Origin of the sequence: Nocardia mexicana NBRC 108244, from assembly GCF_001613165.1 — a bacterium.
Classification (GTDB): domain Bacteria; phylum Actinomycetota; class Actinomycetes; order Mycobacteriales; family Mycobacteriaceae; genus Nocardia; species Nocardia mexicana.
Genome location: NZ_BDBV01000081.1, coordinates 1 through 25291, shown reverse-complemented (window position 1 = coordinate 25291; position 25291 = coordinate 1). Strand labels below are relative to the sequence as shown.

Sequence of the window (25291 nt, the reverse complement as noted above, 5' to 3'; positions counted from 1 at the left end):
ACGCAAGGGGTGCGGGAAGGTCGGGGGGATTGCGCGCCTGGGTGTGGTGCTCAGATTGTCTGGGCTGCTTCGGCTTCGACCAGGGCGGTGAGGAACGCGGCGGGGACGTCCGGCCACTGTGGGTTCCAGCGACCGGACAGCTGGTCCTCGCGCAGCGCCGCCAGTGTCTGCACCACGTACGGTCCGCCGTCGAGGACGTAGCGCACCGAGCCGAGTTCCGCGCACTGCGCGCAGACCCTGGCCAGCAATGCCTTTGCGGCATCCGTGCGCCCGGCGGCGGCCAGGCAGGCGATCAGCAGGCGGCGAGCCTTCAGCAGTTCGCGCGGGCGGTCGAGTCGTTCGAGCCGGTCGACCCACTCCCCCGCCCAGCCGCAGGCCAGCTCGGTCTGCTCGGGTTCGGCGCGGGCGAGCAGCAGGCGGATCGCGGTGAATTCCTCGTACAGCACGGTGAATTCGTCGATCGCGTCGACCGGCGTGCGGCGGCGCCCGTAATCCACCACCGGGAGCAGCCCGAACTCCGGATGCGGTGGCAGCCCGAGGCGCAGCCGTTCGTTCTCGACCTCGGCGCCCAAGCGCGGCAACGCCATCGAGCGCGCGACGCGTGCCCCCTCGTTGAGCCGCCGGATCGCGGCGGCGCGGTCGCCGCGCAGCGCCTTGATCCGCGCCCCCACCACGTAGCGGGCCAGCTTGAAGTCCACCACGCCCGCCTCCGGGCCCAGCTTGTACCCCTCGTCGAGCAGCCGCTCGGCCTCGGCGAGTTCGCCGCGCTCGTAGAGCAGCTCACCCAGCAGCGATCCGGCCAGCCGCGCCCCGTAGGAGTGCGTGCCGCCGGTCTGCTTCGCGGCCTTCAGCGCCGCGCGGAAATGCTGCTCGGCCCGCACGATATCCAGGCGCAGCCCGGCCGCCAGCCCGAGGAAGCACTGGCCGTGAATGTTGTTGTAATTGCCCTTGTTTCGCCGCATGTACGGTGCGGACCACTCCTGGATGCGCACGGCCTCGTCGAAGTCGCAGCGGTATCCGGCGGCGAAGGTCGCGACGTTCGCGGCGATCGCGACCACGTACGGCGACAACTGGTCGGCGCGGCGGAAGCACGGCGCCAGCATGTCCTCGACCCCGCCCAGCACATCGGCCCGCACTGTCACCACCGCATGCACCACGCCCGCCTCGGCGCGCAGGTTCGCGGTGCTCGTCTCGTCGAGCCCGCCGCGGTCGAGGTGCTCCTCGGCCAGTCGCAGCGCCCGCTCGGCCGGATCGGCGCGATGCAGCAGGATATTGGCCCACGCCAGATCCAGCTGCAGCCGCGGATGCGTCTCGATGATCGTGGCCGGAAGCTTGCCGACCAGGCCGATGAGGCTGGCCATCTGGCCGTACTCGAGCAGCGTCATGCCGTCCTGCTCGACGATCTCCACGGCCCGCTGATCGTCACCCGCCAGCAGTGCGTGATCCACCGCCTCGCTGACATACCGACGCTCGGCGAACCAGGCCGAGGCGGCCCGATGCAGGTCGGTGATCCGTTCGGGCGGACCGTGTTCCAGCCGCTGCCGCAGGAAATCCTGGAACAGGTGGTGATATCGGAACCACTGGCCGTCGTCGAGCCTGCGCAGGAACAGATCCTGCTGCTCGATCTGCTCCAGCAGCGCCTGCCCGTCGGCCACCCCGGTCAGCGCGGTGGCGAGCTCGCCGCAGGTGCGTTCGGTGATCGAGGTCGACACCATGAACCCCAGCGTCCCGGGTTCCAGTGTGTCCAGGACGTTCTCGGCGAGAAATTCGCTGATGGCGTGGTGTCGGCCGGTCAGGTGCCCGACCAGCGCGCCGGGATCGTCGCTGCCGCGCAGCGACAGCGCGGCCAGCTGCAGCGCCGCGACCCATCCCTCGGTCGACTCGGTGAGATCCTCGACGTCGCCGCGGTCCAGGTCCAGCCCGCCCAGCTCCACCAGGAAGGTCTGGGCCTCATCGATCCCGAAACGCAGGGCGGCGGTGTCGATTTCGACGAGCTCGTCGCGAGCGCGCATGGAGCTCATCGGGAGGCCGGTGCGGTGCCTGCTGGTCACCACGAGATGCAGGGTGGGACTGCAGCTTTCGACGAGAAAGCGCAACGCATTGGTGGTGTCCGGATCGGTGACGCGGTGCCAGTCGTCGATCACGACCACCAGATCCTCGGCGCGGCCGTCGATATCGTTGATCAGCGAGGTCAGCACGTATCGTTCGGCCTCGTCGCAGTGTTCCTCGAGCAGCTCTCCCAGCTCGCGTGCCAGCGCCGGGCGCACCACGCGGATCGCCTCGATCAGGTGCGACAGGAACCAGACGACATTGTTGTCGTCGTGGTCGACGGTCAGCCAGGCCACCGCGGTCGGCTCGGCGCTCAGCAGCGCAAACCACTGCGCGGCCAGCGTCGTCTTACCGAATCCGGCCGGGCCGTGGATGACGGCCAGGCGCCGCCCGCGGCCGTCGCGCAGCGCCTCGATCAGGCGATCACGCGCGACCAGTTCCCGGGTCGGCTCCGGGGGCCGCAGCCGGGTGGCCGCGACCGGCGGGGTAGGCGTGCACACCCGCGACCCCGACGTGCGCCGGGCGCCTGAGCCGGTGGGCGTCGCGGTGGAGCGATACGCGGGCGGTTCGGCGGCGGGCAGGGGAATCGGGATATCGTCGGCCGCCAGCCCGTGCCGCTGTTGGACATCGCGCAGCACCGCACCGAATTCCGCCGCGGTGGCGGGTCTTTCGTTGCGATCGCGGGACATCGCGAGTTCGATCGCCGCGGTCACGTCCGGGGGCAGCCCCGCCTCGCCCAGATCCGGCACCGGCTGCTTGGTGATGCGCAGGAACTGCGCGACCAGCTGTTCGCCGCTGCGCCGCTCGAACACCGCGTGACCGGTGGCGGCGCAGAACAGCGTCGAGGCCAGGCCGTAGACGTCGGCGGTCGCGTCGGGCGCGTGACCCTGCAGCACCTCCGGAGCGGTGAAGGCCGGGGATCCGGTGATCGTGCCCGCGGTCGTCACGAATCCGCCTGCCAGCCGGGCGATTCCGAAATCGGCCAGCTGGGGTTCGCCGTACTCGTCGAGCAGGATATTGCCCGGCTTCACATCCCGGTGCAGCATGCCGCGCCGATGCGCGGTCTCCAGCGCCCCGGCGATCTTCACCCCGACGTGCACGGCGTCCTGCCAGCTCAGCGGGCCGTAGTCCTGGATGCGGCCGTCCAGTGACCCGTGCGCGTGGTAGGGCATGACGATGAACGGGCGACCGGTCGCGGTGGACCCCACCTCGAAAACGCTGACGATGTTCGGGTGGCCGGACAGCTTGCCCATCGCGAGCTGTTCGCGCACGAACCGCTCGAGGTTCTCCGACTCCAGGTCGGCGGTCAGCACCTTGATCGCCACGGTGCGCTCCAGCGTCGGCTGGAAACACCGGTAGACGACTCCGAAGCCGCCGCTGCCGATCTCCGCGGCGCCGGTGAATCCGGCGGCGTCCAGCTCCGCCGCGAAACCCGAGATCTGCGCGCGTTGCGTGGAGAGCGGATCGGTATACGCCACGACGACCTCGATACAACCTTCGACCAGTTACTGATGAGGATATTCCGCCCGCGCCGATTCGGTAGCCCCTTGTTACCTATCGACCGACGACGGCCGCGCCCGGGGACGACATCGGCGGTGTCCGGCACTCCTCGTTAGCATGCACGCGTGGCAAAACTGAAGGTATCGGTCGACGTGCCGATCTCTCCCGACGAGGCATGGTCGCACGCGGCCGATCTGCGCGAACTGCACCAATGGCTGCTCATGCACGAGGCCTGGCGCGGCAGCGTTCCGGAGGACCTGACGGTCGGCACCGAACTGGTCGGTATCGCGTCGGTGAAGGGCCTGCGCAACCGCGTGCGGTGGACCGTGCGCGCGGCCGAGCCGCCGAAACGCCTGGCGCTCAGCGGCTCCGGCAAGGGCGGCACCAAGTTCGGACTGGAGCTGCTGATCGCGCCGAAGGGCGACGGATCGGAGGTCACCGTCGATATCGATCTGGGCGGGCGCCCGCTGTTCGGGCCGATCGGCTCGGGCGTGGCCAGGGCGCTGAAGGGCGATATCGACCGTTCGCTGGATCGGTTCGTGGAGCTGTACGCCTGAGCGGAGTGTGTATGTGGGGCGGTCCGGTCTTCCGGGCCGCCCCTTGCTGTGTCGCGGCGCCCCGACATCGCGCGGTTTGGCGCCGACACGAGCGGAACTGTAACATGTTCTTGTTTTCGCCAGATCGACAACTTCGGCGAACTTGGCAGAACATGATGGAGCGCAAGCGCTGAGGTCTGCCATGCGACAACGGGGTTGAGCTGTGCAAACGAAGTATCACCGGCAGGATCGCTCGTGCTGCCGGAGTCGAGCCTTGGGCGAACCGCTATTTACTTAGCGCAAGCCTCGCCGCTAGTCTGACGCAACGCGGAACAGCACCCGCAACGCGGAACAGTGCAGCCGATCACACAGCACGGCAGCCGCAACGCGGTGGCACAGCACAGCCGCAGAACAAGAAGGGAAGGTCTCATGCAGATCAGCAACACCGTGGCCGTGGTGACCGGCGGCGCCTCCGGGCTGGGCCTGGCGACCGTGCAGGAACTGCACGCCCAGGGCGCCAAGGTGGTCATCGTCGACCTGCCGTCCTCCAACGGCGAATCCGTCGCCAAGGAACTCGGCGAGGGCGCGGTGTTCGCACCCGCCGACGTCACCGACGAGGCGCAGGTCACGGCCGCCCTCGATGCCGCCCAGTCCCTGGGCGACCTGCGGATCGCGGTGAACTGCGCCGGCATCGGCAATGCGATCAAGACCGTGAGCAAGAAGGGCGCCTTCCCGCTCGCCGACTTCACCAAGGTGGTGAACGTCAACCTGATCGGCACGTTCAACGTGATCCGCCTTGCCGCCGAACGCATCTCGGCCACCGAGCCGGTCGGCGAGGAGCGCGGCGTCATCATCAACACCGCCTCCGTCGCCGCCTACGACGGCCAGATCGGCCAGGCCGCCTACTCCGCCTCCAAGGGCGGCATCGTCGGCATGACGCTGCCGATCGCCCGCGATCTGTCCGGCCTGAAGATCCGCGTGAACACCATCGCCCCGGGCCTGTTCCACACCCCGCTGTTCGCCACCCTCCCCGAGGAGGCCATCGACTCGCTGGGCGCCCAGGTCCCGCATCCGTCGCGGCTGGGCCACCCCACCGAATACGCGGCGCTGGCCCGCCACATCGTCGAAAACCCCATGCTCAACGGCGAAACCATCCGCCTCGACGGCGCCATCCGCATGGCCCCGCGCTGAGCGCACGACGTATGGGGCAAGGCCCCTGAACGTGAGGCACAGCGAAGGCCCGGTCCGTTCGGACCGGGCCTTCGTACGTCCTGGAGACCGGCGGTTACCGCGATCTCGCCGGGCGCAGGATCAGCGCTTCGCCCACAGGGCCGACGCAGCCTCCGGAGTCCAAGCTGCGTCGTCCACGGTGTGCGCCTGCAGGCATTGGTACTGAATGCCGTTGAACGTCACCGTGTCCCCGGCTTCGAACCGAGCACCGAGGTGCCATTCGGCTGTCATCGAACCGCCAGGAGCCGGGGCGGCTGGCGTTGTCGACCCGCCGGGAGCTGGAGCAGCAGACGTTGCCGAACCACCCGGTGCCGGAGCAGCAGACGTCCCCGAACCACCGGGAGCCGGAGCAGCAGACGTCCCCGAACCACCGGGAGCCGGAGCAGCAGACGTCCCCGAACCACCCGGTGCCGGAGCAGCAGGCGTTGCCGAGCTACTCGGAGCCGGAGCGGCGGATGTGCCCGAGGCACTCGGAGCCGGAGCGGCGGTCGTCGAGCCACCCGGAGCAGCCGTGGACGAACCACCCGGTGCAGCGGTGGTCGAGCCACCGGGAGTGGGAGCCGACGTCGTGGTCGAGCCACCCGGCGCGGGCGCAACCGTCGCAGACCCGCCCGGAACCGCCGGAATCTGCCAATCGATCGGCGCCGCAGCCGGTTTCGTGGGCGAACCGCTCGAGGCCGGAGCCGACGTCGTCGCCGACGAACTCGGCGCGGGAGCCGTGCTCGAGGCGCTCGGCGCGGGTGCCGTACCGGAGGCGCTGGGCGCAGGCGCCGATGTAGTACTGGAGGCACTGGGCGCCGAGGGAGATGTAGACGGGGCCGCCGCGCCCTCGCCGCCGATCTGCAGGTCCACGCAGGAATAGAAGGCGTTGACCGTGTCGGCGATATTCCAGACGGCCAGCAATTTCTGCTTACCGGTGAATTTACTCAGGTCCACCGTGTGGGTCACGGTGTCCCCGGGCAATTCGTTCTTACCGTCGACGGTCGATACTTTGGTGCCGCCGATGTAATAGTCCCAGTTCTCGGTCTTGTGCTGGGCGGTGTTGGTCCAGGTGAAATCGACGCTCTTACCGACGGACTGCGGCTTCCAGCCCTTGTTGTCGTCGTCGAGTTCGGCATACTTGGAATTGCCGCCGCTGCAGTCCTGCGATCCCTTGGGCGCTTCCACGCTCTGCGGCTCGTAAGTGATGTCGCCACAGGAGACTTCGTGCTTCGCGCACTGCGCCTGACGGCTCAGCGGCGACGACACGTAGCCGTGCGCGCTCGCGCTCGCGGGGAACAGTGCCAGCGCCGCGAGCGGCGCAATCGTCACGGCCCCAGCTGCGGACAGCTTCCGGATACTCACGTTGTGCAGGCTCCTCGGAGGTTGTCGGACGGCAGGGGCCGGCATGTCGCCCAGGAATTGTGCAATTACTTCCAGACCACGTCGTTTCCGATTCGTGATCTGCGGGAACCGTACGCACAGCCATCAAATCCGGTCAAGTGAACGAGAGCCGAAGAAGCGCTTCCTACAAGGATTTCCGGCACGAATCGGCCGGTCTTCGTACTCGGCTACAGAGTCCATGACGCAAATGCGCCGCCAGCTTGACGGGGACGGCCGAGAAAAAAGTCGATGGCCCGGTCCACAACGGACCGGGCCATCATGTCGCTACCCGTAGGCGGCGTTGTCCATGACGCTCAGCGCTCGGCGGCCTGCACCTCCTGGCCGTCCTCCTCCAGTACCGCCTCGCCGCGGGCGACCATGCCCGCCTCGTCCGAGAGCGTCAGGTGCGGGATGAACAGCGCGAGCAGGAACGCAAGTGCCGCACCGGGAATCAGGTACCAGAACCCGGGAACGAGCGCGTCGGAATACGCCCCGACGATCGCATCGTGCAGGCCATCGGGCAGATTCTTGACCACCGACGGCACCAGCGCACCCGGCTGCAGGCCCGCCTGGACCGCCTCCGGCCCGTGCTCGGTGAACACATCGGTCAGCCCGTCGGTGAGCCGGTGGGTGAAGATCGAGCCGAAGATCGCGACGCCGATCGCACCACCCATTTCCCGGAAGTAGTTGTTGGCGCTCGTCGCGGTGCCGATCTGGTCCGGTGCCACGGCATTCTGCACCACCAGCACGATGATCTGCATGATCAGGCCGAGCCCGGCGCCGATCACCATCAGCATGGCCGACACCACCCACACCGAGGTGTGCGCGTTCAGCGTGGTCATCCACAGCATGCCGCCCGCCATGATGAGCGCGCCCAGCGGCGGATAGACCCGGTAGCGGCCGGTGCGGGTGATCGCGGCCATGGAGGTGATCAGGGTGGCCATCATGCCGATCATCATCGGGATCAGCAGCAGGCCCGAGACCGAAGCCGATGTGCCCGTGGCCATTTGCAGGTAGGTCGGGATGAACGCGAGCGCCGCGAACATGACCAGGCCCAGCACCAGGGCGATCGCCGAGGTCAGCACGAAGCTGCGGTTGCGGAACAGCCACAGCGGCAGCATGGGCTCCTCCGCCCGCGCCTCCACCGCGACGAACGCGGCCACGACCAGCGCCAGCGCCGCCACCATGGTCAGGATCGTCGGCGAATCCCAGTCGTAGCGCTTGCCGCCCCAGTCGGTGATCAGGATGAGCAGCGCCGTCGCCCCCGACATCAGCACGACCCCGAGATAGTCGGGCCGGGTCTTCGGGCGATGACTCGGAATGTTCAAGTAGCGGAACGCGATTGCCATCGCCGCCAGCCCGATCGGGACATTGATCCAGAAGCACCAGCGCCAGCCGAGGTGATCGGCGAACAGCCCACCGAGCAGCGGACCGGCCACCGAGGTGACACCGAAGACGGCACCCATCGGGGCCATGAACTTACCGCGATCCTTCGCCGGGACCACGTCGGCGATGATGGCCTGCGCGAGGATCATCAGACCACCGCCACCGACGCCCTGCAGCCCGCGGAAGACGATGAACTCCCAGAACCCGGTGGATACCGCGGCGCCCACCGACGCGGCGGTGAACACGCCGATCGCGAACAGGAACAGCCAGCGCCGCCCGAACAGATCACCGAATTTGCCGTAGATCGGCATCACGATGGTGGTGGCCAACAGGTATGCCGTTACGGTCCAGGCCATTTCGGAGACGCCGCCGAGCTGGCCGACGATGGTCGGCATGGCGGTGCCCACGATGGTCTGGTCCAGGCTGGCCAGGAACATGCCCGCGATCAGCGCGGAGAAGATGAGCCAGATCCGCTTCTGGGTGAGGACGATGGGGGGTGGCGGCGCTTCAGCCGTCGTGGTCATCGGTGCTTCTCCTTCTGCTGTCTCCCGCGTCGAAAAGGCGAGCGGCAAGGGCTATTTGGGCATGAAGGGCGTCTGCCAGCGAACGACCGGGATTGTCGGCCAGTGACAGTGCCGCGCGAGTCGTGCACGCGGACATGAGCTGTGCTGCGATGGCAGCGAATTCGGAGGATGCCTGCGCTCCCATCCGGGCCGAGAGCAACTCCCCGACGGCCGCCTCGTGCCGCACGCCGGCGGCGAAGAAGCCGGCCAGCACCCGAGGTTCCTGTTTGATGATCTCCGCGACCAGCGAAATACTTTCCCGCACTTCGTCATCCGGTTCGTACCCGGAGGAGTACAGCCAGGTGAGATCGTCGATCAGCACGCCGGTCGGACCACCGGCTACGAACCGCTCCCGCGAATCCGGGGTACCGATCTCCCCCACCGGGCCGACCACCGCGTCCAGCTTGGTCTCGTAGTAGTTGAAGAAGGTGCGGGGCGACACCCCGACCGCCTTCGCCACGTCCTCGGCGGTGGTGGCGTCGAGCCCGCGCTCCAGGGTGAGCCGCCGCGCCGCCATGCAGAGATCGAGCAGGGTCCGCCGCTTCTTCTGCTCCCGCAGCCCCGGCTCCGCGGCCCCTTTCCCCTTGATCATGGAAAAAATTTAGCACAAACTGCAATTTTTCAGAAACTGCAATTACTGTGACGTGCAGCACTCGCCGGCGCGGAGCCGAATCCTCCCCTCCTGACTCAGATTCGGTTCCGACCAGCGACCACACTCCATCAGCGAGCCACGGCCGGAACAAGAGCTCCCGCGAACCCAGCCGAAACGACCCCCTGGCCGGTGGTACCACTCGCGAGTGGTACCACTGAGCAGTCCGCATCGCTGCGAGAAGCGCTCGGGGCGCGACGATTCGGAGGATTGATGAGCGACCTGCAACTACCCACACTGGCCGAATTCGTCCGTGGCCGTCGCGCACTACCGACCGAGTCGGCACCGTCCGGGATGAGCCGACAGCACCTTGCCACGGCGATTCATTCCAGCGTCGGGTACATCGCCAAGATCGAGCAGGGCGATGCCCGCAGCCCGAGCGCGGGCGTGCTGGATGCGCTGAGCAACGTCTTCGGCCTGGACCATGACGAGCGAGCTCATCTGTTCCGGCTGGCGGGCCAATCCGTGCCGAATCCGGAGACCGCGACCGAGCCCACCGTGCTGCAGCCGACCCTCGATGCGCTCGCACCGCACCCGGCGGCCGCCGTGGATCACTGCGGAAACATCTTGGCGGCCAACGACGCCTTCGACCGCGCCTTCCCCGAGGCCCGCGCGTCCGGAAACACGGTGCACTGGCTGTTCACCAACCCGTTTGCCCGTCTCGTGGTCGAGGAGTGGGAGCGGGAAGCGAGCCTGGCCGTCGCTCAGCTGCGGCATTACGCCGCCGACATACGCGACCCAGAACCGTTGCGCCGGTTGATAGATGGACTGAGCAGCCGACCGGACTTCCGGCGCCTGTGGACCGCCGAGCGCGTCGCCGCGCGTCGCCCGAATCCCACGATGCGGCTGCGTGACGCGCGAACCGGCACCGTGTACACCATCCGGATCGAAGAGTTCGTGGCAACCGGACACGGCGGAGCGCCGCGGATGCTCATCGGGCTGCTGCCGGGCTCGAATACGACAGAAAGTCAGTAGATTTCGGAGAGGAACCCGGACAGGATCTCGTTCACCTCGCGCGGGTGGGTGATGTTGACGGCGTGGGTGGCACCGGCGATGGTGTGCAGCCGGGCCGGGCCGCCGAGCTGATCGGCCAGCGCCACCATCTCCTCATGGCTGAATGCTTGATCGCCGACGCCCTGCACGAGCGTTGCCGGGCAGTCGATTCGGCCGATCATCTCGGTGATCGACTCGCGATCGATGAGACAGTCGGCCGCCAGGCGGATCCGGCCGCGATCGCTCGCGAACCACTTGTCCAGCCAGGGCTTCTTGTCGTCGGTGGTGCCGCCGATCATGACCGATGCCATGGTTTTCGCGATCGGCGCCAGCGGCGCCGCGCTCATCCAGGTGTCCATGATCTCGCGGTACCCGACCTTCTGCTTCGGGCTGTAGGCGTCCGCGGAGGTCCCGATCAGGATCAGTCCGTCGACGCGACCTGGACACAGCAGCGCCATCCGCAACGCGATGAATCCGCCCTGCGACATTCCGCCCACCACGGCGCGCTCGATGCCCAGCTCGTCGACCACCGCCCAGGCGTCGCGCGCGAGATCCCAATAGCTGAACGGCTCACCGGCGTCTTCGGTCAGTCCGTGCCCGCGGGCATCGATCGAGATGACCCGATACCGGGGAGCGAGAGCGGCGGCCTGCGCGGCGAACATCTCCTGATCGAGGAAGAAGCCGTGGCCCAGCACGACCGCGGGACCGTCCCCGCCGGTATCGGTGAAGTGGACCTTCGCCCCGGCCGATGTCACGTACGGCATGACAAGACTCCCCTCTCCACGGCAGCCGGTGCCCACCCTAACAGGAACACGTTTCAGTTTGTGGTGGGGTGCCGGGAGGGCATCGCCTCGGGCGGCGCGGTGGTCTTGCCACTGGCGAAAAGTCTTGCACTGCACCGTCGCAGCGCACGTGACTAGGCTCGCCGCGTGAATTCTCTCGACGACGAACCCGCCGCCTTCGCCGACGCCGTGCTGCGGCACGTGCGCGACTCCGGTGATGGAAACGCCCACTACGATCCGGAGGAATTCGCGCTCCAGCTCGGCGACGGCACCCACCTCTACCTGGGCAACCTGTTCCAGGACACGCGCGGGCTGCCGGAGTCCGAACTCGGCGATGCGATCGCCTGGTTCGTCGCCGCGGCGCAGGAGTCCGGGGGCGAACTCCCGTCCTGGCCCGAGGCGCGGGCACAGCTGCGTCCGGTGTTGCGGCCGGCCACATTCGGGCTCGACACCCCATCCGATATGCGTCCGATCTCGCGGGCGGTCTTTCCGTTCGTGCACGAGCTGATCGCCTTCGACCAGCCTCGTTCGCGCTCGATCATTCTCGAGGAAACGGTGCGGGAGTGGGGCGTCACGGCCGAGGAGGTGTTCGCGGCCGCTCACGAGAATCTGGCCGCGATCGCCCCGCCCGCGGACGAGCCCGGGGCCGTCGTCCGCTACGTCGACGACGGCGACGGCTATGTCGCGTCCTGGCCGCTTCTGGCCGGGTGGCTCGCCACCCATCGCACCGCCGAGCGGCGCCCGGTCGCCTTCATGCCGGACTTCGACACCCTGATCGTGGCGCCCGACGATCCGGAAATCCTCGGGCAGGTCTACGAAATGGTGGAGGAGCACTACGGCGACGCGACACGCTCGCTGTCCCCGCAGGGATACACCCTCGACGACCACGACCGGGTGGTGCCGTTCGACCGGGCCGGATCGCATCCGCAGAGCGCCGCCGCGGCACGGGCACGCAGCGGCCTGGCGGTGAGCGAATACAACCTGCAGACCCAATGGCTCAACGAGACCTTCGAGCGCGACTTCGACTACGGCCCTTACGATCTCGAGCCCGCTTACGTGGGCACGCTGAACTACCTCGACAACGGCGACGGCCCCTGCACGATCGCCGTATGGGGCGAGGGCGTGGAATGGCTCCTGCCCGAAGCGGATTACCTCGGCATCTACGGCGTCGACGAAGCCGACGAACCGGTCCATCTGTTCACCGTGCCGTTCGACGCGGCCGTCGACATCGCCGACTTGTCCCCGGTGCCCGGCATGACCCCGGCCCGCTACGAGGCCCGGGAATGGCCGGACGAGGAAACCCTCACCAAGCTGCGGTCGGTGGCCGTGGATCTGTAGTCGCCCAGGGCATTACGCGCGCACGGCCTCCGCCCGCCCCGCCTGCAGGATGCGGGCCAGATCGTCCGGTATGGGCATGACCGTCAGGAGGCCTACCGCGGTGCGGCCGGTGTTGCCCTCCGGCGGCCGGCGAATCCAGCCGAGCGTGCTCGCCAGCACCCGGATGATCTGGCCGACGGCTTCGGTGCGGTCCCGGCAGCGCACGGCCAGCCGGAGCATGAGCCAATGGGAGTACACGTGCGGCCGGACCCACATCTGCGACAGCACGTGGGCGCGCTCGAGGTGATGCCAAGCCTGATCGGTATCTGTTGCGGCACGGGCGAATTGCAGCTCGTCCTCGAATGCGGCACGGACGGTGGACGGCATGGGAGCCACGGTTCCTCCAAGACTTCGGCGGTACTTCGCCTCGAGCCTCGCACCCGGGAGCACCGCCGACCTTGAACAAACCTGCTGTCCTGGAACCGCACGCCGAACCAGCGATCAGGGGAACAGCAGATCGATCAGCTCGGGCTCCGACACCCAGCGAATGCCGCGGTAGCCCGAGGGCGGCACACCGAACATGCTGCGGCACACCCGGGTCAGGTGCGCGCTGTCGGCGAAACCGGCGCCGTGGGCGACGTCGGTGAGCGAGCAACCGGCAGCCAGCAGCTCCGCGGCGCGCTGCACCCGCAGCCAGCGCAGATAGGGCCGGAACGGCAGTCCGATCTCGGCCGAGAACACATGGGCCAGACGACTCGGTGAGAGGTGGACCTCGCGAGCCAGATCGGCGAAGCGAATTCGCCCGGCCTGCAACCGTTCCGGCAGCATCCGAAGCAGTTGCGACACCGCCGGGTGCCGATCGACGGGATCGCCGCCGGTTGTCGCGAGTGCGAGCAGATCCGGCACGGTCGCGCCGCCGGGGAGCCGCGCCGCCGCCGTCACCCAATCCGCCACCGCATCGCTGCGTCCCGACGAATCGGCGAGCGCAGCACCCGCCACCGATTCGGGATCGATATGCGCGAGCACACCATCGGCCGTCCCGCACACCACCGCATGCGGAACGTCCGGCGGCACAATAGCAGCGCGACAAGCGATTTCGCGTCCAGAACGGTCGCGCAGCACAATCACGCCGCCCCGAGCGATCAGCACCTGTGCCGAGTGGTGCGCATGCAACGCGGCGCTGCCGATCGCTCCGGAGACCACCATGAAACCAGGGCGGACATGCCCGACCCCCCGCCACCCATGATCACCGGTGCCCATCACCGCAGGGGCGTTACCGCCGTGAGAATCACGACCGGAATCTCCCAGGCTACCTTGGCTTGCAGGTCCGCCATAAACGCCCAGCGCTCGAACTGCTTGTCCCACAGCATGTTCCGCTCCTCTCCGGTAGCCACCGAAGCGGTCACGGCCCACCGTTCGCTGCCCACCTCCACCTCGGCGCGTGGATGAGCCAGCAGATCGTGGTACCAGTTCGGCCCGTTCTCCCGCCCGTCGTCGGCCGCGAAGACGATCAGCCGCTCGCCGTCCCTGCCGTAGCCGAGCGGCAGTACACGCTGCTCGCCGGTATCCGCCGACGTGGTCGTCAGCAGCAGCACATCGACATCCGCGTACGGGCCGCCGAGCTTTCCGCCGTTGGCCCGGAACTCGGCAACGACTTCCCGATTCAGCCGGCGACTCTCCTCCATGGACATCCGCTGATCGTATGCGCCGTGCGGGCGGCGAGCCCGACTCCGGTCGCCCGCACTGTGCTCTGATCCAGCCGATGAGTTAGGTTTGGCGGCGGTAATGGGGGGCGGAGGCCGGTTTCGTCCCCGTCGAATTGCGTCGGTGGCGAGGACGAGAATGAGTGGTGGCCTGGAGGGCGCGGCCGAGGATCTGGCGCGCTGGGCGGAGAACCTGGAACGCAAGGCTCAGCAGTTCCAGAGCCTGCAGGGACAGATGTCGGCGATCAGCGTGACCGAGACCTCGTCCGACAATCGGATCAGCGTCACGGTCGACTCCAGCGGCGTCACCACCGGCATCCACCTCGCGGCCGGCACCCGTGGAATGGATCCGGCCGCGGTCGCCGCCGAGTTGATGGCCTGCACGCGGCGAGCGCAGGCGAGGTTGCGCAACCAGGTCACCGATCTCGTCCACACTATGGTCGGCGGCGACAGCGCGGCCGAGGTCATCGTCGGCCAGTACGCGGAGCGGTTCCCGGACGCCGGGCCGGAGCCGGGCTTCGCTCCCGCTTCGCAGGACGCGCCGCCGGCCTATGCACCGCCTGACACGCCACCGCCTCCGTCGTACGACGGATCGTCGAGCCCGGCCGCTGCCTACGATGCCGCGCCACCCGCCTCGCCGCCGCCTCCCGCTCCGCAGCCCGGCAGCCGCAAGCCCAATCGGGACGACGTGTTCATTCCGGAGGAGCCGAACGACGACGACCTGTACTACCAGCGCAAGTCCTGGTTGGAGTGAGCTGACGGTCTCGGAGGCGGTCCGAAATCCGATGGAACCGATTCGGTTTCGAGGCCGTCATAGTCGGTAGGGCGAGATCGCGGTTGATCGCCACCGCCCGCGCAATGTAGTGATGAGGATGGGGACTGGACGATGCTGAACGTTGACCCGGACCAGGTGCGCGACCACTCGGGCAAGGTGTCCGCGCAGGTGGACAGCCTGAACAAGGCCCTCGAGGCCGCGACCTACCTGTCCCACGTGGACGACGGATACGGCATGCTCATCCAGCCGTACGCGACCTCGATCCTCACCCGGCTGCACGACCGGATCGTCGACGGATTGCAGAAGGTAGGCGAGCAGGCGGGCACGATGCCGACCAAGCTGAATCAGGCGGCCGACGCGTTCGAACAGAAGGAAACCGCCTCGGCCGACGCCCTGAGCGGAATCGGCGCGCAACAGGGACAGGGGGCGTAACCGATGGCCGAGCAGAACGACGTCGGCAAGTGGCTGAACGAATCCTCGGTGGCCAACGCCGGTTTGGGCGTCGCGGGGCTGCCGACCAACTTCGATGACGAGGCCCGGCCGGACAACGACCTGATCGATGACGCCACCGACTACCGCAACACCTACTACCAGGAGGACGCCACCGTCCTCAGCAACCTCGGCCTGCCGGAGATGGGCAAGGAGGAAAACGGCGAGCGGCAGGACGGCGAGGCGGGCGTCTTCAAGGGCACACCGATCGGGGACGGGTTCGAGGCGGTCGACGGCTTCGCGGGTGCCGAATCCGGCAACGATATGTACCAGGCGGGGTTGAAGGCCTGGGCTGCCACGTCCGCGATGGTGGATGTCGCGAAGATCGGGTTGAACATCCAGAAGGGTATTCACCTCGCCAAGCTCGACCCCTTCAACTTCGTGGGTGGACTGCTGATGGGGTGGATGCTCGAGCACGTCGAGCCCCTGCGCAAGACGCTGGACTCGCTGGCCGGTAACCCGGACATGGTGAAGGCGTATTCCAAGTCCTGGGAGAACATCTCCAAGGAACTCGGCAAGGTGGCCGAGGGCTGGGTGAGTGAGGTGGGCACCGGAACCGCTGAGTGGGTCGGTAAGACCGGCAATGCCTATCGCACGAAAGCGGATTCGATCAACGCCGCAATCGTCCAACATGCTGGTACTGCCGAATCCTTGGGCAAGATCAACGAGAAGATCAGTGACCTGGTCGATGGCGTTCGCGGCATCATCACCGAGATTCTGAACACCCTCGCCGGAATGCTCGTCGAGATCGCCGCCATCCTCGTAGCGTCAGCGGGTACCGCGTCTCCCGCTCTGATCGCTCGCGCGGTCTTCGGAATCTCGGGGGCGGCCACCAAGATGTCTACAGTGCTTGCGCAGCTGGCATCGGAAATCCTCAGTGTCGGCGCACTGGCCGACGACGTGGTCAAGACGATCTGGGCCGCCGGTGAGGTCGAATACCAGGCGTCGATGGCATGACGGCCGCCGATTCGTATCCGCTGAATCACCCTGGGCCACAAAATGGTCCACAGCCTGCACCCCCGGTGGGATTCCGACCCTACAGACAACCACCGAAGTCGATCTTCCAGAAGAAAGAGCCAGGCTGGAAGGCCGGAATGCCGTATCGCGTATTGCAGATGACCGACTATCTGCAGCCGGACTGGTCCGTTCCGCAGACTCCGATGCCGCCGTTCCGGGATACGTTGCTGCCGTTCAACTTTCTGATTCCGGATGGCGTGGAAGAGAATTCCCCGATGCCGCGATTCGATCTCGAGCCGGGCGAAACCGGAATCCTGGTCAAGGCGTCGTGCCAGCCGCGGTGGCTACGTGGTCTGTTCACCCGTCCCGAGATGAAGCTGAATGGGCTGACGGTACGCCAGCAGACCCGCTGGGGCACCACGTTCATTCCTGTACCGCCCGGACTACACCATCTGCGCGTATGCCCACCGGCGGGGCCGGCACCATGGCCGATGCGCCCCGGCTCCACACCGCCTTGGCCCGCGGACACGATGGTGCCGGTGTTCGCAGGCCGCACAACACAGGTCTATTCGCGTGCATCGGTCAGCGGCGGAGTGAACGGCGCAATCGGACCTGACCGTCGACAACGGCTGCCGGGAGTCGTCTGGTACTCCATCCAGTCGATGATCTTCTGGCCACTCTTGACCGCCATCATCGTCCTCGGAGCCCTCCAGTTCTTCGACTGACGGCACGAGTAGCGCAGCGGCGCAGCCAAATCCCGCTCACCCCCTAGCCCACGCTGGTGGTCCTCGAAGACCGCCGCCCGACCTCGGCGATCGGCCCGGCCGCGTCTTCGGTCAGACCTGCGCAACCCACTTTGTGGAGCGGATCACCAAGCCCCGTTCCCGGGTGGTAGCTGGGTAGCCCGCCTGGTAGCTTTCCGGCTTGTTGGTGCAGCGCCGCTCAGCACCGTCAGCCTTCGACCCACGGAACATTCCTCCGATCCCACAAGTCTGTGCGCCTCTTTCGTCGTGGACAGGGGCGGGAATCGTCATACCTGATCGCAGCCTGTTTCGCGTCGTTGTCGACGGCGAAATCGGCTGCGGCACCGATGGAGTTGTCATGACACGCACCATCGCGCCGCCCTCCGAACGCGCGCGCAATCTACCCGACGCCGTCGTGCGGAGCCGCAGTTTGCTGACGGGCTACTTCGCCGGACTCGGCGTCGTGATGGCCGTCTGGGGAACCCGGATTCCGGCGGTCCAGCAGTCCGCCGGGTTGGACACCGCGGGCCTCGCCGCGGTTCTGCTCGCCGCCGCCGTCGGCATGGTCGCCGGTCTCCACGCGGGTGGCCGGCTCGCCGAACCCACTCGGTTTCCCCACCTGTTGACCAGCGGCGCGGTCAGCCTCGCCGCCAGCCTCGCGCTGCTCGGTACCTGCCGGATGCCGATCGCGCTCGCCGCCGCGGCGCTGCTGTTCGGTGCCGCGCACGGCGTGCTGGACGTCGGGTTGAACGCCGCGGCGGTTCGGTGCCAGGATGCCTACGGCCGCCCGATCATGTCCGGCCTGCACGCGGCCTACAGTCTCGGCGCGCTGGGTGGGGCGGTGATTGCCGCTGTCGCCGCGGATATCTCGCACACTTTTGTTTTCGGTGTGACCGCGGCAGTGGTGATCGTGGCCGCGGTCGCCGCGGCACCGGCTACCCGCTGTGTCGGGTCGATCGGGGATGTCGGTCCGGTGGAAACGGTTGCGCTAGGCCATGTTCCGAGGCTCACCCGATTTCGGGTATGGCTGTTGGGCTTGCTGGCTGCGGCATGCCTGCTCGGCGAGGGCGCCGCCGCCGATTGGGCCGCGGTCCATCTCACCGGACTACACGCATCTGTCGCGACGGCCGCCGCGGCCTACGCCGCCTACAGCGCCGCTATGGCGGGTGGCCGCCTCGTCGGCGATCGGCTCATCGCACGCTTCGGAGCGCCGAAAGTCGTTCGGACAGGCGCGATTGCGGCCGCGGCCGGGCTTTTCGCGGGCCTGTCGGCGGGCGATGTGCCGTTCGCGCTGACCGGCTGGGCCGTATTCGGCCTCGGCCTGTCGGTCACGATTCCGTCCCTGTTCAGCGCGGCCGGTGCGGGTGGTCCGCGCGCGGTCGCCGCCGTCGCCGTGACCGGCTACCTCGGTCTGCTCGCCGGCCCGGCGCTCATCGGCGCCGTCGCCTCGGTGACGACCCTGCCCGTCGCCCTCATGCTGCCCGCCCTGCTCGCCGCGGGCGTGGCCGTCCTGTCCTCTCGAGCACTGGAGAACCGGTGGTAATCGCACTCTCGCACCAGCCCGCGGAACTCGACGCGGTCATTTTCGACTACAACGGCGTCATCGGGCTGCAGCCCACCCTTCCACAGTGGATCGGGCTCGCCGACCTCGCCCGATGGCATCCGCATCGGCTCGAGCGCTTCCAGACCGCGTTCTGGAGCGCCCGCGAATCCTACGATTCCGGCGAGTCCGGCGACGCGGACTTCTGGACCGAGGTACTCGGCCGCCGCCCGACCCCCGAACTGCTCACCCGGCTGCGCGCCGTGGACACCACGCTGTGGACCCGCACCGACGACCGCGTCGTCGCACTCCTGCACCGGGCCCGTCGAGCCGATCTCCCGATGGTGTTGCTGTCCAACGCACCCCATCCGGTCAGCGATGCCCTCGACGCCTCCGACTGGCGCCCCCTGATGACCGACGCCCTCTACTCGGCCCGGCTGGGCATGAACAAACCCCACCTCGACACGTACCGAAACGCACTCGCCGCCACCGGAGTTCGCGATCCCGGCCGTGTCCTGTTCGTCGACGACCGCGCCGACAACTGCCGAGCCGCCGCCCACCTGGGCCTGCGCACCCTCCACTACACCGGCACCCCCGCCGACATCGAACACCACCTACGCCTCACCACCGTCACCACCTGACTCCCGCAGCGCCCGAGAAATCAACGGGGCCCGGTGTTCACGGCCTGCTGAGGTACTTCATGCCGGTATCGCACAGGACAGTGACGACGGTCGCGCGGGGCCCCAGTCGTTCGGCAAGACGAAGGGCGGCAATGACATTGGCTCCCGTGGACGTCCCAGCGAACAGCCCTTCCTCTCGGGCCAGCCGCTCGACCATGGCCCGGGCCTCGTCCGTGGAGACGTGATCGATCTGATCGGCAATGCCGTTGTGCCACAGCGGTACCACGAATCCCGCGCCGATTCCGTCGATCCGGTGCGCACCGGTCCGCCCGCCGGACAGCACCGGGGATTCGGCGGGTTCCACCGCAACGATCTCGACGCCGGGGCTGCGGTCTCGGAGTACCGCCGCGACACCGCGGAGGCATCCGGCGGTCCCGACGCTCTGCACGAAGCCGTCGATCCGCCCTCCAGCCTGTGTCCAGATCTCTTCGCCCAGCGTGCCATAGCCCTGGATCTGGTCGCTGTTGTTCAACTGATCGATCCAGACGCCGCCGGTCCGCGCCGCGATGAGGCGGGTGGCCTCGACCATGTCGCGGGTCAGCCGCTCGGTCATGCGTCCGGCATCGCTGGGCACGATGTGCAGCGTGGCGCCGAGACGGCGCATGTGCTCGAGCTTGTCCCGGGCGAAGGCATCCGAGGTGACGATATCGAGCCGGTACCCCTGCACCGCACAGATCAGCGCCAGCGATACGCCGGTGCTACCGCCCGTGTATTCGACGACGGAGCCGCCCGGCTCGAGTCGGCCGTCGGCCTCCGCGGCCCGGATCATGGCAAGGGCCATCCGATCTTTCATGCTGCCGGTGGGGTTCTCGCTCTCCATCTTGAGCAGGACACGGGAACCGTTCTCCGGCAGTATATTTCGCAGGGCCACCAATGAGGTGTTGCCGATGCAGGCCAGGATGTCCGGGCGCACCCCATCCATGTTGTCCCCTTTCGTGTCTCGGTTTCTCGATGCTCGGCCCGCGACCGGGCCGGGTCCAGTTCGAAATTTGAACCAATCGGGAACCCCGTCCCCGCCTACCATCGGCCCATGAGCGGATACGGCCAGTTCTGCGCGGTGGCGCGGGCACTGCAGGTACTGGGCGAGCGCTGGACTCTGCTCGTGGTCCGGGAACTGCTGCTCGGCGCGAGCACCTTCACCGACATCCGCCGCGGCATACCGCGCATCCCCCGCGCGACACTGTCGGCGCGCCTGCGCGGTCTGCGCGCCGCCGGGATCGTCGAGTCCGCCGACGGCGAATACCGGCTCACCGAATCCGGCGCCGCGCTGTTCCCGGTGATGCGGGAGCTGGCGCTGTGGGCCGCCGTCGCCGACCGCGCGTCCCTGTCCGAAGACGATCTCGATACCGCCGCGTTGACCTGGGACATCCGCCGCCGCGTCGACACCGCGGCCCTGCCCGAACGCATCGTCGTGCTCGCGATCGAATTCACCGATCGCGCGGAGCACGACCGCAATTTCTGGCTACACCTGTCCCGCACCGGCGTCGACCTCTGCCGAGACGACACCGGAGCCCCCGTCGACCTGTGGCTGACCGCACCGACCATGGCCCTGACACGCTGGTGGCTCGGCGACCTCTCCTGGGGCCGGCTCCTACGCCACCCGGAAGTACACGTCCACGGCGACCGCACCCTGCAACGCCAGCTCCCACTGTGGTTCCGGCGCTACGTCTTCGCCCCGGAGGCCCCGATCCGCGGGTAGACCTCCGGGACGGGTTCGACCCCGGCGGACCAAGCAGTCCGGTTCCCCCGAAACTATGGGCTCGCCATCCTTCGCCGCACCCGACAGTATTCGTTCGACACCGAATCGTTCGGAGCGAGTTGGGGATTCGCGACTCCGGACCTTCGCAGCCCTGCAGAGGAGTGAAGACTCAGATGAAGTCCACTGTTCGTTCCGCGATGGCCACCCTGGCCTGCGCCGCCGCCCTCACCGCCGCGACGGGCTCCGCGTTCGCCCACGCGGGTATCCCCTTGGAAGCGGCCCAACCGAGCGATGCCGCGGCAATGCCGATCGACACCGGCGCCACCGGCTCCGGCGGCACCCTCCTCCCCGCCCTCATCACCTTCTCCACCCACCCGTGCCACGAGGGCGTCCCCGGCGCCTGCCTCCCCGGCTCCGACCCCTACCCCTCGCTGTCCGCAGGCAAGTAACCCGGCCGTACGACGAAAGCTCGGTCCTCGACGAAGCGGAACCGAACCGGTCGCAACAACACCGGCCGTGGCATGTCTCCGATCGAAGATACACCCACACTCTATGTACCGTTATATAATGGTACGGTGTCTGGCGATATAAATCGGGCGTGCCGATCTCGGACCTTCGCCCGATGCCATACCCGAGTGAGGAACCGAATGAACCGACGTGTCGCCCCGCGAACACTGACGCGTACCGTCGTCGCATCCGCACTGGCCCTCCTGCCGCTGACAGCATTCGACGCCCCGGCATCCGCCACCCCGGCCGTCCTCGAACCGGCCGACGGTATCGATGCCGCCGATCGCCGCCCCAAGCCGGATCGCAAGAATCACCCCGAACGGTCCAACCCGGGGACCTCGAAACCGAAGAAACCCGACTCCCTCTTCCCCGGGCTACCGGACTTCGATCAGCACCGGCCGAAACCGCCCAGGCGACCGGATCGCGACCGCCACCGCCCCCACGAGGAAAACCACTACCACTACCACGACGAAGAACACCGTCACTATCACGACTACGACAACGATTACGACGACTACGACAATCGGGGCCCGGGCATCCCGCTCCTCCCCCCGAGCGGCAGCGGTGTCCCCCAATTGCCCGCTCTACCACCGCTGCCCGGCCTCACCGCCTGACCGATATTCGGACTGTTTCGCTGTCCAACCAACGACGAAGGCCCGGTCCTGGGGACCGGGCCTTCTCAGTGGAGCTGCCGGGAATCGAACCCGGGTCCTCCGCCGCTTCTTCAGGGCTTCTCCGTGTGCAGTTCGCTGTGCCTCTGCTCGGATCTCCCGGTCACGCGAACAAGCCGAGATGACGATCCCAGTCGCTGTTCGATGTCCCGTCCGACTCCGCGACCGAGGCGGACGGTAAAGCCCTCTAGCTGATGCCAGGGACCGGGTCGAGGGCGAACCCGGGCTGACAGACACGCTCTACTGCTTAGGCAGCGAGAGCGTAGTCGCGCTGATTAGACTCGGCGCTTATTTGGTTACAGCGACGCTTACGGTGGTCTCCTGCCTGCACCGACACGCTTCCCCTGAATCGACGTACGCAGTCGAAACCGTTCAGCCCCGTACTCATCGATCCAGATGACCCCGGCTGGCGGCCGGGCTGTCCATAATAACACCCTCCCCCACCCGTTCATTCCCACCCCACCCGCACCAGCGCGCCGCCCGCGCTCGACACTCTTTCCGGCGCACCGGCATTCAGGCCACGGCGATCAACGCCACCGAGCCCAGCGCCAATGCCATCCCGATCTGCTGCAGCGGTCCCACCCGCTCTCCCAGCAGCACCATCGCCAGCAGCACCGTTGCCGCCGGATACAGCGAGCCGATCACGCTCACCAGCGACAGCAGCGAGCCGTGGAAGGCGTACAGCATGGCGACGTTGGCGATCACATCCAGCACGCTGACGTAGCAGGCCAGCCGCAGCGGTTCGCCGTGTGGTGCCCGGAACTGGCCGGTGACCAGGGCCGCCGTCCATACGACGAGCGTCGCCGCGAGCCGCGAGGCCACCAGCGGCCAGAGCCCGGCGGCGGAACCGGTCTCGTGCAGGAACGTGAACGTCAGCCCGAACGCCACACCGGATCCGACGGTCAGCAGCGCCACGTGCCGGGTGAAGCGCAGCGCGCGGCCGCCGGTGATCTCCTCGGTCACCTTGTCCGGGGATTCCCGGCTGACCAGCACGACCGCCACCAGCGCACAGCCGATCCCGACCAGCGCGGGCGGGCTGGGATGCTCGCCACCGGCCAGCCCGACAAGCACCGGAATCCCGGCCACCAGCACCGCGGTCACCGGCGAGACCACCGCCATCGGCCCCTGCGCGAGTGCGGCGTAGAACCACCACACGGCCAGTCCGGCGGCCACCCCGGAGGCGGCGCCCCACGCCATCGACACCGTGTCGACGTTCCCGCCGACGAACGGCGCCAGCCCCAGCACCAGCAACACCGACAGCGGATAGGACACGACGACGATGCGCAGGGCGGCGACCCGGCGCGAGGCCACCCCTCCGACGAAGTCGCTGACCCCGTAGCCGAGGGCAGCGAGCAACGCCAGCAGGACCGACGTCAATCGGTGTCCCGCCCGATGCGAGTCAGGCCCATGTCACCGCATGCCCTTGATCCGCCTGCCGAGCTCGCGCGTCACCTCCCGCTCCGCGGTGCGCCGGGCCAGGTCCTGGCGCTTGTCGTAGTCCTGCTTGCCCTTGGCCAGCGCCAGTTCCACCTTCACCTTGCCGTCGGCGAAGTACATCGACAGCGGCACCAGGGTCAGCGAGCTCTCCTTCGTCTTACCGACGAGCTTGTCGATCTCGCGGCGGTGCAGCAGCAGTTTGCGGCTACGTCGCGGCGCGTGGTTGGTCCAGCTGCCGTGCCCGTATTCCGGGATGTGCAGCCCGCGCAGCCAGACCTCGCCGTCGTCGATGGTGGCGAAGGCGTCGACCAGCGACGCCTTGCCCTCGCGCAGGCTCTTGACCTCGGTACCGACCAGCGCGACCCCGGCCTCGTAGGTCTCCACGATCGAGTAGTTGTGCCGCGCCTTGCGGTTCGTGGCGATCACCTTGCGCCCCTGCTCCTTCATAACGATCAACAGTAATGGCCGCGAGCAACCAGGTATTCCGCGCGGCCGCGCGATCTGACCAAGAGCGACCCGGAAAGGACCCACGAACCAGTGCAGTCCACCGCAGGAACCTCGACACCACCGTTCTGATCGAGTACGGCGCCGACTCGGGGCGGGTCCACATCTCACCGAAGGGCACGAAGGGGGTTGAAGACCGTCTGATTCCAGGATCGGGCTCGCCGGCTCCCATGCTCGAACGCATTTCAATCACCCGGTCGCCCGGCGGCACGCCAGTGCCGCCGGGCGCACCTCACGCCCGGTCGCGCGGGTCCAGGATCACCTGGGTGCCCGGGGTTGCCGCTAGCTGCAGGGTGCGCAGGCGCAGCAGGGCCGGGTGCTCGTCGAGCAGGCGGGCGGTGTTGGCCAGCGAGCGGAGGGCGGCCGCCTCGGCGCGGGCCCGCTCCAGGTCGGCGCGGCCACGTTCCTTGGCCAGCACCGTCTCCAGGGCGGCCTTGCGCAGCTCGCCCGGCAGCATCAGGTCGCGGGCGCGCAGGTTCGAGACCTCGATGCCGATCTCCGCGACCGCGGCGGCCACCTCCTCGGCGCCCGTGAGCAGGCCGCGGTCGGCGATCAGCTCGTCGAGGGTGTGCGCGGCGACCTTGTCGCGGGCGGCCTCCTGCACGGCGGCGTACAGCACCGACTCCGGGTACTGGGCGCCGGTGGTGTAGGCGACCGGGTCGACGACCACCCAGCGCGCGGCGAAGCTGGCCCGCAGCGACAGGCCGTCGCGGGTGAGGAGTTCCTGGCCGGTCACCTGCAGCTGGCGCGGTCGCATATCGACCGGGACCAGCGTGCACCGGCGCTGGTCGTAGCGGTGCCGGCCCGGCTCGAGCACCTTGTCGAGCGTGCCGTCGCGGTACAGCAGCGTGCGCTGCCACTCCATCACGGTGGTGTGCATCGTGGAACTCCTTCCCCCGGTTGATCGTCGGCGCGGATGCGGCCTGCCCGGTCACGGCAGCGCGGCGGGGGCGTCCTCCGTCGTCGGACGGAGAGCCCGCAGAGCCGCGGCACCGCATGCGACCGGGCAGGTCGCACCACTGGGAGGGGAATCGAACCCCGGCAGACTTATAAGGTCCGCGCCAACCTGAATGGCGTGCCGCAACCGACGCGGGGAACGCGGTCCGGAGATTCCGGTGCGCCCCTTGACTTGCGGCCGAGATCAACGGTAAAGATTCGCGCGCCGGTCCGCGAGCGAATTACGGCTGCGGGCTTGTGGGGTGATCCCGTCGTCGCGGCC

Annotated in this window: 26 protein-coding genes, 1 other RNA gene and 1 pseudogene; 14 read left to right on the top strand and 14 right to left on the bottom strand. The window is 68.1% G+C overall.

The genetic code is table 11. The features are described from left to right. Positions 1–50 precede the first annotated feature (50 nt). Positions 51–3527 (bottom strand): serine/threonine-protein kinase, encoded by a 3477-nt coding sequence (locus NM1_RS30180; RefSeq protein WP_068027541.1) that lies wholly within the window; start codon positions 3525–3527, stop codon positions 51–53. Between the two features lie 147 nt (positions 3528–3674). Between NM1_RS30180 and NM1_RS30175 the strand changes: the two genes are divergently transcribed. Both NM1_RS30175 and NM1_RS30170 read left to right on the top strand, forming a co-directional pair. Beyond that, a complete protein-coding gene (locus tag NM1_RS30175) occupies positions 3675–4106 on the top strand; it encodes a type II toxin-antitoxin system Rv0910 family toxin (RefSeq protein ID WP_068027539.1) in 432 nt (143 codons plus the stop codon). Between the two features lie 408 nt (positions 4107–4514). Beyond that, positions 4515–5276: a 3-hydroxyacyl-CoA dehydrogenase gene (locus NM1_RS30170; protein WP_068027538.1), complete on the top strand. Its 762-nt coding sequence runs from the start codon at positions 4515–4517 to the stop codon at positions 5274–5276. Positions 5277–5396: 120 nt separating this feature from the next. On the opposite strand, the gene NM1_RS44705 is transcribed toward NM1_RS30170, so the two are convergent. After that, positions 5397–5546 (bottom strand): carbohydrate-binding protein, encoded by a 150-nt coding sequence (locus NM1_RS44705; RefSeq protein WP_373864077.1) that lies wholly within the window; start codon positions 5544–5546, stop codon positions 5397–5399. Between the two features lie 280 nt (positions 5547–5826). Here NM1_RS44705 and NM1_RS44240 point away from each other — a divergent pair, with 280 nt between their 5' ends. Further along, on the top strand, positions 5827–6177 hold the full coding sequence (locus tag NM1_RS44240) for a hypothetical protein (protein ID WP_068027535.1): 351 nt from the start codon (positions 5827–5829) through the stop codon (positions 6175–6177). A 41-nt stretch (positions 6178–6218) separates the two neighbouring features. Here NM1_RS44240 and NM1_RS44235 read toward each other — a convergent pair. The 3 genes and pseudogenes from NM1_RS44235 to NM1_RS30155 all read right to left on the bottom strand — a co-directional run. Further along, positions 6219–6704: pseudogene (locus NM1_RS44235) on the bottom strand (lytic polysaccharide monooxygenase auxiliary activity family 9 protein); the annotation flags it as partial. 287 nt (positions 6705–6991) lie between these two features. Continuing rightward, positions 6992–8587, bottom strand: coding sequence for an MDR family MFS transporter (locus NM1_RS30160; protein ID WP_068027532.1), 1596 nt, complete (start codon positions 8585–8587; stop codon positions 6992–6994). After that, the gene (locus NM1_RS30155; RefSeq protein ID WP_068027530.1) at positions 8571–9218 is read right to left on the bottom strand and encodes a TetR/AcrR family transcriptional regulator; all 648 of its coding nucleotides are present in this window, start codon (positions 9216–9218) and stop codon (positions 8571–8573) included. Before NM1_RS30155 ends, NM1_RS30160 begins: the two co-directional genes overlap by 17 nt. A gap of 270 nt (positions 9219–9488) precedes the next feature. Here NM1_RS30155 and NM1_RS30150 point away from each other — a divergent pair, with 270 nt between their 5' ends. After that, on the top strand, positions 9489–10250 hold the full coding sequence (locus NM1_RS30150) for a helix-turn-helix domain-containing protein (protein ID WP_068027528.1): 762 nt from the start codon (positions 9489–9491) through the stop codon (positions 10248–10250). On the opposite strand, the gene NM1_RS42620 is transcribed toward NM1_RS30150, so the two are convergent. Continuing rightward, complete coding sequence (locus tag NM1_RS42620) at positions 10244–11032, bottom strand: alpha/beta fold hydrolase (protein ID WP_068027526.1); 789 nt, start codon at positions 11030–11032, stop codon at positions 10244–10246. The genes NM1_RS30150 and NM1_RS42620 overlap by 7 nt on opposite strands. A gap of 165 nt (positions 11033–11197) precedes the next feature. Between NM1_RS42620 and NM1_RS42615 the strand changes: the two genes are divergently transcribed. Further along, on the top strand, positions 11198–12388 hold the full coding sequence (locus tag NM1_RS42615; protein ID WP_068027524.1) for a DUF1444 domain-containing protein: 1191 nt from the start codon (positions 11198–11200) through the stop codon (positions 12386–12388). Between the two features lie 12 nt (positions 12389–12400). Here NM1_RS42615 and NM1_RS30135 read toward each other — a convergent pair whose 3' ends face one another. From NM1_RS30135 to NM1_RS30125, 3 genes are all read right to left on the bottom strand, one after another. Further along, positions 12401–12754: a DUF3703 domain-containing protein gene (locus NM1_RS30135; protein WP_068027521.1), complete on the bottom strand. Its 354-nt coding sequence runs from the start codon at positions 12752–12754 to the stop codon at positions 12401–12403. Between the two features lie 114 nt (positions 12755–12868). Beyond that, on the bottom strand, positions 12869–13573 hold the full coding sequence (locus tag NM1_RS30130) for a helix-turn-helix transcriptional regulator (protein WP_246011725.1): 705 nt from the start codon (positions 13571–13573) through the stop codon (positions 12869–12871). Between the two features lie 53 nt (positions 13574–13626). Further along, complete coding sequence (locus tag NM1_RS30125) at positions 13627–14058, bottom strand: nitroreductase/quinone reductase family protein (protein WP_068027517.1); 432 nt, start codon at positions 14056–14058, stop codon at positions 13627–13629. A 151-nt stretch (positions 14059–14209) separates the two neighbouring features. Between NM1_RS30125 and NM1_RS30120 the strand changes: the two genes are divergently transcribed. The 6 genes from NM1_RS30120 to NM1_RS30095 all read left to right on the top strand — a co-directional run bounded on the left by NM1_RS30120 (position 14210) and on the right by NM1_RS30095 (position 19215). Next, positions 14210–14824, top strand: a complete 615-nt coding sequence (locus tag NM1_RS30120) for a YbaB/EbfC family nucleoid-associated protein (protein WP_068027515.1) — start codon at positions 14210–14212, stop codon at positions 14822–14824. 132 nt (positions 14825–14956) lie between these two features. Next, positions 14957–15277, top strand: coding sequence for a type VII secretion target (locus NM1_RS30115; protein WP_068027512.1), 321 nt, complete (start codon positions 14957–14959; stop codon positions 15275–15277). Positions 15278–15280: 3 nt separating this feature from the next. Next, positions 15281–16291, top strand: a complete 1011-nt coding sequence (locus tag NM1_RS30110; RefSeq protein ID WP_068027510.1) for a hypothetical protein — start codon at positions 15281–15283, stop codon at positions 16289–16291. Between the two features lie 158 nt (positions 16292–16449). Continuing rightward, entirely contained in the window at positions 16450–17016 is a 567-nt protein-coding gene (locus NM1_RS30105) for a hypothetical protein (RefSeq protein WP_147289154.1), read from the top strand. A 376-nt stretch (positions 17017–17392) separates the two neighbouring features. Then, positions 17393–18577 carry an MFS transporter gene (locus NM1_RS30100; RefSeq protein WP_068027503.1) on the top strand — a complete coding sequence of 395 codons (1185 nt, stop codon included), beginning with the start codon at positions 17393–17395 and terminating at the stop codon, positions 18575–18577. After that, positions 18571–19215, top strand: coding sequence for an HAD-IA family hydrolase (locus NM1_RS30095; protein WP_068027500.1), 645 nt, complete (start codon positions 18571–18573; stop codon positions 19213–19215). Before NM1_RS30100 ends, NM1_RS30095 begins: the two co-directional genes overlap by 7 nt. A gap of 37 nt (positions 19216–19252) precedes the next feature. Here the strand turns inward: NM1_RS30095 and NM1_RS30090 are convergent, their stop codons facing one another. Further along, positions 19253–20176, bottom strand: a complete 924-nt coding sequence (locus tag NM1_RS30090; protein WP_068027497.1) for a PLP-dependent cysteine synthase family protein — start codon at positions 20174–20176, stop codon at positions 19253–19255. A 108-nt stretch (positions 20177–20284) separates the two neighbouring features. On the opposite strand from NM1_RS30090, the gene NM1_RS30085 reads away from it, so the two are divergent. The 3 genes from NM1_RS30085 to NM1_RS30075 all read left to right on the top strand — a co-directional run bounded on the left by NM1_RS30085 (position 20285) and on the right by NM1_RS30075 (position 22074). Beyond that, positions 20285–20953 carry a winged helix-turn-helix transcriptional regulator gene (locus NM1_RS30085; protein WP_068027495.1) on the top strand — a complete coding sequence of 223 codons (669 nt, stop codon included), beginning with the start codon at positions 20285–20287 and terminating at the stop codon, positions 20951–20953. 173 nt (positions 20954–21126) lie between these two features. Continuing rightward, a complete protein-coding gene (locus tag NM1_RS43385; protein ID WP_174556933.1) occupies positions 21127–21402 on the top strand; it encodes a hypothetical protein in 276 nt (91 codons plus the stop codon). Between the two features lie 198 nt (positions 21403–21600). Then, on the top strand, positions 21601–22074 hold the full coding sequence (locus NM1_RS30075; protein WP_068027491.1) for a hypothetical protein: 474 nt from the start codon (positions 21601–21603) through the stop codon (positions 22072–22074). 66 nt (positions 22075–22140) lie between these two features. On the opposite strand, the gene ssrA is transcribed toward NM1_RS30075, so the two are convergent. The 4 genes from ssrA to NM1_RS30055 form a co-directional block, all read right to left on the bottom strand. Beyond that, positions 22141–22511: a transfer-messenger RNA gene (gene ssrA / locus NM1_RS30070) on the bottom strand. Positions 22512–22644: 133 nt separating this feature from the next. Continuing rightward, positions 22645–23508, bottom strand: a complete 864-nt coding sequence (locus NM1_RS30065) for an EamA family transporter (protein ID WP_174556932.1) — start codon at positions 23506–23508, stop codon at positions 22645–22647. A 33-nt stretch (positions 23509–23541) separates the two neighbouring features. Next, positions 23542–24015, bottom strand: a complete 474-nt coding sequence (gene smpB / locus NM1_RS30060; protein WP_068027488.1) for an SsrA-binding protein SmpB — start codon at positions 24013–24015, stop codon at positions 23542–23544. A gap of 289 nt (positions 24016–24304) precedes the next feature. Continuing rightward, complete coding sequence (locus NM1_RS30055; protein ID WP_068027485.1) at positions 24305–24952, bottom strand: slipin family protein; 648 nt, start codon at positions 24950–24952, stop codon at positions 24305–24307. Between the last annotated feature and the right edge of the window lie 339 nt (positions 24953–25291).